The organism is Embleya sp. NPDC056575 (genome assembly GCF_042793325.1).
Lineage (GTDB): Bacteria > Actinomycetota > Actinomycetes > Streptomycetales > Streptomycetaceae > Embleya.
On record NZ_JBHTVA010000140.1, the window covers coordinates 1 to 7,915 of the forward strand.

8 protein-coding genes are annotated in these 7,915 nt (G+C 73.1%); 1 reads left to right on the top strand and 7 read right to left on the bottom strand.

Translation table 11 applies throughout. The features are described from left to right. Positions 1-39 precede the first annotated feature (39 nt). From ACFRCG_RS47855 to ACFRCG_RS47865, 3 genes are all read right to left on the bottom strand, one after another. Positions 40-1,431: an NtaA/DmoA family FMN-dependent monooxygenase gene (locus ACFRCG_RS47855; RefSeq protein WP_380042978.1), complete on the bottom strand. Its 1,392-nt coding sequence runs from the start codon at positions 1,429-1,431 to the stop codon at positions 40-42. Positions 1,432-1,492: 61 nt separating this feature from the next. Further along, complete coding sequence (locus ACFRCG_RS47860; protein ID WP_380042979.1) at positions 1,493-2,725, bottom strand: LLM class flavin-dependent oxidoreductase; 1,233 nt, start codon at positions 2,723-2,725, stop codon at positions 1,493-1,495. Positions 2,726-2,989: 264 nt separating this feature from the next. Further along, positions 2,990-3,124, bottom strand: a complete 135-nt coding sequence (locus ACFRCG_RS47865) for a hypothetical protein (protein ID WP_380042980.1) — start codon at positions 3,122-3,124, stop codon at positions 2,990-2,992. A 193-nt stretch (positions 3,125-3,317) separates the two neighbouring features. Between ACFRCG_RS47865 and ACFRCG_RS47870 the strand changes: the two genes are divergently transcribed. Next, positions 3,318-4,034, top strand: a complete 717-nt coding sequence (locus ACFRCG_RS47870) for a GNAT family N-acetyltransferase (protein WP_380042981.1) — start codon at positions 3,318-3,320, stop codon at positions 4,032-4,034. A 172-nt stretch (positions 4,035-4,206) separates the two neighbouring features. Here ACFRCG_RS47870 and ACFRCG_RS47875 read toward each other — a convergent pair whose 3' ends face one another. From ACFRCG_RS47875 to ACFRCG_RS47890, 4 genes are all read right to left on the bottom strand, one after another. Then, entirely contained in the window at positions 4,207-4,440 is a 234-nt protein-coding gene (locus ACFRCG_RS47875) for a hypothetical protein (protein ID WP_380042982.1), read from the bottom strand. After that, positions 4,437-4,856, bottom strand: a complete 420-nt coding sequence (locus ACFRCG_RS47880) for a hypothetical protein (protein ID WP_380042983.1) — start codon at positions 4,854-4,856, stop codon at positions 4,437-4,439. The genes ACFRCG_RS47875 and ACFRCG_RS47880 overlap by 4 nt, the downstream gene beginning before the upstream one ends. Before the next feature lie 192 nt (positions 4,857-5,048). Beyond that, positions 5,049-6,647 (bottom strand): sensor histidine kinase, encoded by a 1,599-nt coding sequence (locus tag ACFRCG_RS47885; RefSeq protein WP_380042984.1) that lies wholly within the window; start codon positions 6,645-6,647, stop codon positions 5,049-5,051. Continuing rightward, the gene (locus tag ACFRCG_RS47890) at positions 6,644-7,339 is read right to left on the bottom strand and encodes a response regulator transcription factor (protein ID WP_380042985.1); all 696 of its coding nucleotides are present in this window, start codon (positions 7,337-7,339) and stop codon (positions 6,644-6,646) included. Before ACFRCG_RS47890 ends, ACFRCG_RS47885 begins: the two co-directional genes overlap by 4 nt. Positions 7,340-7,915: the final 576 nt, after the last annotated feature.

Consider the following 7,915-nt stretch of genomic DNA (forward strand, 5'->3'; position numbering starts at 1 on the left):
GTCGTCGTCCGCGACGACCGGGCACGGGCACGTGGTGGCTCAGGCCACCCGGGTCGCGTCCGGTTGGGTGTCCGGGAGCGCGTGCGGCAGTGCGTCCGGGTACGGCAGGCCGAGATTGTCGCGCAGCGTCGTACCGGTGTAGTCGGTGCGCAGCGAACCACGTTCCTGGAGCAGCGGCACGACCTTGTCGACGAACTCGTCGAGTCCGGTGGGGGTCAGGTGCGAGCCGAGGATGAACCCGTCGGAGCCGTCCTGCTGGACGAACGTGTCGATCCGGTCGGCGACCTGCTCGGGTGTGCCGACGAACTCGGTGCGGCCGAAGACGTGGATCGCCAGGTCGCGCAGGGAGTACGAGTTGGCCTCCGCCAGTCGACGCCATTCGGCCACCCTGCGGTGCGCGTCCTCGGCGATGCGGGCCCGACCGCGGACCACCGGCGGGCCCTCGGGGTCGGGATCCACGTCCGGCAGCGGCCCGTCGGGGTCGTAGCCGGACAGGTCGCGGTTCCAGACCGTCTCCAGGAGGATCTGCGCGGTGCGTCCGCCGATCTGCCGCCGGGTGATGTCGCGGTGGCGTTCGATCGCGTCGGCCTCGCTGTCCCCCAGTACGAACGACGCGTGCGGCAGCAGTTTGACCGCGTCGGCGGGTCGGCCGAGTCGGACGGCCCGGGCCCGGATGTCCCGGTAGAACTCCTGGGCCTCGTCGAGGCGGTGGTACGGGGAGAAGATCGCGTCGGCCCCGCCGGCGGCGAAGTCGCGACCCTGCGGCGAGACGCCGGCCTGGAGGATCACCGGCCTGCCCTGCGGGCCGCGCGGCGTGGTGAACCGGCCGGAGATGTCGAACTGCTGCCCCGCGAACGCGAATTCGCCGGTCTTGGCGTCGCGCAGAAACGCCCCCGCCTCCCGGTCGGCGACCACCGCGTCCGCCGCCCACGAGTCCCACAGTTCGCGGGCCGCGGCCAGGAACTCGCCGGCCCGGGTGTAGCGGTCGTCCCGGTGCAGGAAGCCGCCGCGGCGGAAGTTGGCGCCGGTGAAGGCGTCGAACGAGGTGACCACGTTCCACCCGGCCCGGCCGCCGGACAGGTGATCGAGCGAACTCAACTGGCGGGCCAGCTCGTAGGGTTCGTTGAAGGTGGCGTTGATCGTGCCGATCAGGCCCAGGTGTTCGGTGACGGCGGCGAGCGCGGCGAGCACCGGCAGGGTGTCCGGGCGGCCGACGATGTCCTGGTCGAAGATCAGGCCGAGGCGTTCGCGCAGCGCCAAGCCCTCGGCGAGGAAGAAGAAGTCGAACCGGCCGCGCTCGGCGGTCTGCGCCAGGTGCTGGAAGGAGGCGAAGTCGATCTGGCTGCCGGCCTCGGGGTCGGACCACAGGGTGTGGTGGTTCACCCCGCCCAGGTAGGCGCCGAGGATGATCTGCTTGTGCGGCTTGCTCATCGGGATGGGTTCCTTCGTACGGGTGGCGGGGCGGGTGGCGGAGCGGGTGGGTGCGCCGGGGTCACGACGCGGCGGCGGCCGGCGCGGGCGCGGCGTAGCGGTTCGCGGGACGCGGCAGGCCGAGGCGGGAGCGCAGGGAACCCGCGTCGTAGGAGGTGCGAAAGACGCCGCGGCGCTGCAGTTCGGGCACCAACTCCCGGGTGATGGCGTGCAGATCGTGGGGCAGCGCGGCCGGGCGCAGGCGGTATCCGGTCAGTCCGGCGCGCTGCCAGTCCTGGAGCAGGTCGGCCAACTCGGCGGCGGTGCCGGTGAATACGAACGCGTCGCTCTGGTACTCCGCGCCGTCGAGATCGTCGAGGCGCGCCTTGCGCTCGCGTGCCGCCGCGCTGCTCTCGTCGAGGGCGACGACCAGGTCGCCGAAGACGTGTACGGTCTCCGATTCCCTTCCCGCGACCCGCTGTTCGGCTCGGATCTCGGTGACGATGGCGCGCGCGTGGTCGTGGTCGCGCGGGGTCACGTACACGACGTCGGCCGAGTCTGCGCCGAGCCGGTAGGGCACCGTGTCGTGGGCCAGCACGGTGACCAGCGGCTGGCCCTGCGGCGGGCGCGGCACGATCGACGGGCCGCGGACCCGGAACCCGGGTCCGACGAAGTCGATGTAGTGCAGCTTGTCGCGGTCGATGAAGCGGCCGGTCGCCGCGTCGCGGATCTCCGCGTCGTCCTCCCAGCTGTCCCACAGTCGGCGCACCACCTCCACGAAGTCCCGTGCCTCGGCGAAGGTTTCCGCGACCGCGGCCACCGCCTCGGGCTGCCCGAGGTCCGCGAAGGTGAACGCCGGTTGTGCGCGCCGCCCGAAGTGGGCGTTGTCCACCGGCCGGGAGATCTGCGCCCGCCAGCCGGCCCTGCCAAGGCTCACGTAGTCGAGGGTGGCGATCGCCTTCGAGACGTGGAACGGCTCGGTGTGCGTGACGGTCGCCGTCGGGATCAGTCCGATGTGCCGGGTCGACGGCGCGACGCGGGCGGCGATCAACACGGCGTCCAGTCGGCCGCGCACCTGGTCGGTCCGGTCGTCGATGCGGTCGTACGTGGTGGACTGGAGGCCGAGCGCGTCCTCGATGGTGACGAAGTCGAGCAGCCCGGCCTCCGCCTCCGCGACCAGGTCGGTCCAGTAGCGGGCGGTGAACAACTCGTCGGCGCGGGCGTCGGGTTCGCGCCAGGCGGCCGGATGCCAACCGGCGCCGTCGAGGGCCACGGCCAGGTGGAGGGGGGTCGCGGGGTTCGGTACGGACGACATGGGTTCGGTTCTCGCTTTCGACGGGCACGGCGGGTGGCGGTGGTGAAGATGGGTCCCGGCCGGGACGACGCGCGCCATGATTCGGCCCGGGCGCGCGGCGGCGCCGGACAGCCCATGGGGGCATGCCGAAGTCGCCTGCTACAGGCGGGAGTTCATGCGCGGAATCGGGCGCCCACGAGCCCTGCCGGACGCGATTTCGCGCACGGATCGGGCGGTCTCGTGGAGCAGCCGGGTGGGCCCGGGTGGGTGGAGGGTGCTACCCGGTCAGTGACACAGGGAGCCGGCGGAGCGGCGCAGATCGATGAACAGGCGCCGGGTCAACCACGCCCGGGGCGACATCGCGCCGGCGGCGGTGCGGGGGTACGCGGCAGGCGTGGCGCGGCGATTCGCCGTACTCATCCACCCGCTCATGCGACGTTCCCCCGATATCGGTCGACGTCGCGACGCTAACGCAGCCCGTCCGGTCTTGTCCATCGACCCGGTCGAGGCCGGCCCCAGGCGTCGTTTCGAACCGTGAACACCCTTTGACGGAGCGGGATCATGCTCGTAGCCTGCGGATCATGTCTCAGTTCCGATGGCCGGGCGGTGCCGCGTGAGCGACCTGCGGGTGTTGGACAACGCGGTCTACACGTCCCTGACCGGGCCGCATGCCGGCCTCGCCGAGAGCAAGGGCCGGGTGCGGCGTTATCCCGTCGACGTATCGCCGTTCGCGGCGCTGCCGGACGATCCGGGCGCGGCGGATTGGGCGGATCTGGCCGCACTGGCCGGTCCCGGCGTGGTCGTACCACTGGCCAATGGGGAGACCCTGCGGCCGCCCGAGGACTGGGAGGTGGTGATGCGGCTGGCGGGCGTACAACTCCTGGGCGACGTCGTGATGGGCATCCCCGACGACTCGCTGGTCCGACTCACCGCCGCCGATGTACCGGAGATGTCGGACCTGGTCGCCCGGACCGAGCCCGGGCCGTTCCTGCCGCGCACCGTCGAACTGGGCACCTATCTCGGCGTCCGCCACCAGGGCGCGCTGATCGCGATGGCCGGGGAGCGCCTGCGTCCGCCCGGCTGGACCGAACTCAGCGCGGTGTGTACCGATCCCGCGCACCGGGGGCGGGGGCTGGCCACGCGGCTGGTCCTGGCGCTGGTGGCCGGGATCCGGGGTCGGGGCGAGACTCCGTTCCTACATGCCTCGGCGGGGAATGCCAACGCGATACGGCTGTACGAGTCGCTGGGCTTTCGACTGCGGCACACCCCGACCTTCCTGGCGGTACGGGTCCCGGCCGACGAGCCCGTTGCGGAAGTGGCCGCGCGGTAGGCGGGGGCGCCGGGTGGACGTGGGGCCGGCGGGCCGCTCGTGCGGCCCGCCGGGGGTGTACGTACCGATCGTCGTGGGTCGGTGGGCCTGTGTGGTCCCGGCGCCGCGGGATCCCAGGGCCGTGAGATCCCGCGGCCGTGAGATCCGGGGCCCACGAGGTCCGGCGGGGCCGTCAGCCCGGCGGGTCCTCTGCCGCCGTGGCGTCCTGGTCGGCGCGGTCGGCGGCCTTCTCCGCCTCGGCCACCGTCGAGGCCATGTCCGAGGGCGCGTCGGCGGGCGTGACCCGGCTGCCGGCCGGTTTCGACCCGTTGTCGCCGCCGTCGGAGCCGCCGCACCCGGTCAGGGTGACGCCGAGGACGAGCGCCGCCACGACGAGTCCGCCGATCCGGCGGCGCACGCCGGTCACTTGCCCGCGGCGGACGGCTGCGTGTCGCACCACGTCTTGACGTTCGCCAGGTCGGCCTTGCGCTGCTTGAGTTCGGGCAACAGACGCTGACGCGTCGTCAACTTGTCGTTCAGGTAGGTCTTCACGGCCGGGCGGTTGAGCTTGTCCGCCTCGGCGATGCGTGCCTGCAGGTGTGCGATGGAACCCTTGACGGTCGCGTCGCCGCCCAGCCGCTCGATCGCCTTGGTCAGGCGCGTGTCAATGGTCGGAACCCGCTTGCAGATGCCCGGCTTGTGCTTGTCGCCGGCGGGCATCGGGCCCGCCTGGGCGGCCGGTGCCGAGACCAGGGCGCCGACGGTGGTCAGGGCGGCGAGGGCGCCCAGAGTGGCGAGGCGCCGGGGCGCGCGGGCGCGCGAAGTGGTGGTACGGCGAGACATGGTGGATCTCCCGAGTTCACGGTTCACCGCCCCGCTGCGGGGTGGCGTGCCGTGAGAGTAGGTCGCCGATCTGTGGGGTTCTTGTGAGCGGTCTGTGCGGTTCTTGTGAAGCCGGACTCGGCCGGGGAATCGCCCGATCCCCTCGGTCTTCGGGCCGTTTCGAGGCTCGCTTCCTCCGGGCCGATTCCAGGCTCACTTCGCGGTGGCGACGGCCCCCGGTTCGCGGGTCAGCCAGTCGTGCCGGATCCCGTCGTCGCCGGCCGCGTCCGCCGCCGGGTGCCGCAGCGGGAGTACGACCTCGACGCGCGTGCCGACGCCCTCGGGCGGATCGGTGACCGTGACCCGGCCCCGGTGCAGCTCGACCTGCTGGGCGACCAGGGTCAGTCCCAGACCGGCTCCCGGGCTGTCCGGTCCGCGCCGGAACCGCTCGAAGACCGCCGCGCGGCGGTCGACCGGAATCCCCGGGCCGGCGTCGTCCACCCGGATCCGGGCGCCGTCGGGTACCGCCTCGACGGTGACCCGGATCGGGGTCGGCCCGTGCGGGCCGCGCCCGTGCACCAGTGCGTTGCCGATCAGGTTGTCCACGACCAGGCGCAGTCCCGGACGCAGGCCGTCCACCCGGACCTCGCCGGAGCCGACCACCTCGACCTCCGCGCCGGGCCGTCGGAGCCGCGCGTCGTGGGCCGCCTCGTGGGCGAGTTCGACCAGGTCCACCTGTTCGAAGGGTTGCGCGTCGGCCAGGTCGCCTTGGGCGAGTGCGCGGAGCGAGGTGAGCAGGGACAGGATCCGCTCGTGGCCGGCGGTCAGGTCGGCCAGTACCTCGACGCGCTCGTGCGCCGCCAGGTCGGGGTAGCCGGCGAGCACGTCGAGGTCGGTACGCATCCCGGTGAGCGGCCCACGCAGTTCGTGGTCGACCGTCGCGGCGAACGCGCGCGCCGTGTCCAGGGCGTCCCGGGTCCGCGCGGTCTGTACGTCGTAGCGCCCGAGCACGTCCGCGAGGGTGCGACCGAGTTCGTCTACTTCGGCCACCCCCGACGGGACGTGTACGTCGGGCCGCTCCCGGTCGTCCGGTTCGATCGCCGCCGCCCGTCGACGCAGCGCCCGCAACGAGCGGGTGGTCGTACCGGCGACGACCAGGCCGGCGAGGGCGGAGATCGGTACGGCGAACAGCGCGACCACGAACACCCGGCGGCGCAGCAGCGCGGTACGGGCCTCGGTCTCCGCCGTCGGCTGGAACACCCGCAGCGTCGCGGGCGCCCCGGAGCGCGTGGCGCCCAGCGGCCGGGTGATCACGCGCCAGGCCTTGCCGCCGGAGCGCACGGTGACCGGCCCGGACCGCCGATTCTCCGGCAGCGCCACCTCGGGCGGCGGTTGCGGCCCGGCGGCGACCGGCCCGCCGGGCAGCTCGACGCGCACCCCGACGTCGAGCGCCCCGTCGAACAGCCTGGTCTCCCGGACCCGCACGGCATTCTCCCGGTCGTTCTCGACGGCACGCAGCAGCGCCCGCGCGTCCGGAGCAAGCCGATCGGCGCGCTGCCGCAACGTGACGTCCTGACGGTGAGTCACATCCGCGGTGACCCACCGCACGACCAGACTCCCGGCCGCGATCACGAGGAGAGGCACCAGGACACCGACGGCAAGCGCGATCCGGGTGGACAACCGCATCGACAGTTGCCGGCGCCGGGGCGGCGAGGGCGCGCCCGGGGGGCGGCGGTCGGCCTCGACGGACCCACCGGCGGCGGCGGTCGGGGTGACCTCGCCCGCCGTGTCCACCACTTCCGCCGCCTTCACCGCCGGCCGTCCGACACCCGGAGCACGAAGCCCACCCCGCGTACAGTGTGCAACAGGCGCGGCCTGCCATCGGCCTCCAGCTTGCGGCGCAGGTAGCTCACGAAGGTGTCGACCACATCGGTCCGCACCTCGAAGTCGTAGCCCCACACCCGGGCCAGCAGCTGATCCCGAGTCAGAACCAGCCCGGCATTGCGCACGAACACGTCGAGCACCGCGAACTCGCGAGCGGTCAGGTTCACCGGCACACCGTCGTAGGTGGCCAGATACGCGGCACCGTCCAGGGTCAGCGGCCCCGCCCGCAGCACCCGATCCCCGGCCGGGGCCGGCGGTCGACGGCGCAGCAGCGCACGCAGCCTGAGTTCGAGTTCACGCAGGTCGAAGGGCTTGACCAGGTAGTCGTCCGCACCCGATTCCAGCCCGGTGATCCGATCGACGGTCTCGTCCCGAGCGGACAACATCAGCACCGGGGTATCCACCCCGCGCTCACGCAACGCGGCACACACCTCGATCCCGGTAAGCCCGGGCATGGCCACGTCCAACACGATCGCCTGCGGCGCCGCCTGCCCCCCGGCCCCCTCCCCGGTCCCGACCGCAGCCAGGGCCGCCGCCCCATCCGAGGCCAACTGCACCCGATAGCCCGCCAACCGCAGCCCCCGCTCAAGGGCGCGCCGAATGGCGGGATCGTCATCCACAACCAACACCCGAGCCGCCCCCACAGCCCCCTCCCCCTCAACCACCCGCCACCACCCCAAACTCCACCGGCCGACCCTCCCAAATCTGGTCGGACTCTACGCCGGGAGTATCCCCCGCCCACACAGCTCCGGGGACGGGGCGGGGAGGGCGGTCGAGTCGAGTCCTCCGGGGCGCCTTCCCGAGGGGGTCAAGCGTTTCCGGCGCGCGCTGCGCCTTGGGTTGCGGGTGGCCGGTGCGGGGCCGGTCAGAGTCGGTGATGGGCCGCCGCCAGCGTACGGGGCTCCAAGCCCCGGGGCGCCCGGCGAGACAGGCGCATTGCTTGGCGGAAAACCGGCCGGCAGCAGGGGCGGGGAGGGCGGTCGAGTCGAGTCTTCCGGGGTGCCTTCCCGAGGGGGTCGAGCGTTTCCGGCGGGCGTTGCGCCTTGCGTTGCGGGTGGCCGGTGTGGGGCCGGTCAGAGTCGGTGATGGGCCGCCGCCAGCGTGCGGGGCTCCAAACCCCGGGGCGCCCGACGAGACGACCGCGTTGCTTGGCGGAAAACCGGCCGGCAGCAGGGGCGGGGAGGGCGGTCGAGTCG

Coding starts and splice junctions, on each gene's coding strand:
- ACFRCG_RS47855 (WP_380042978.1), bottom strand. CDS start 1,431: ATGAGCAAGCCGCACAAGCAGATCATCCTCGGCGCCTACCTGGGCGGG.
- ACFRCG_RS47860 (WP_380042979.1), bottom strand. CDS start 2,725: ATGTCGTCCGTACCGAACCCCGCGACCCCCCTCCACCTGGCCGTGGCC.
- ACFRCG_RS47865 (WP_380042980.1), bottom strand. CDS start 3,124: ATGAGTACGGCGAATCGCCGCGCCACGCCTGCCGCGTACCCCCGCACC.
- ACFRCG_RS47880 (WP_380042983.1), bottom strand. CDS start 4,856: ATGTCTCGCCGTACCACCACTTCGCGCGCCCGCGCGCCCCGGCGCCTC.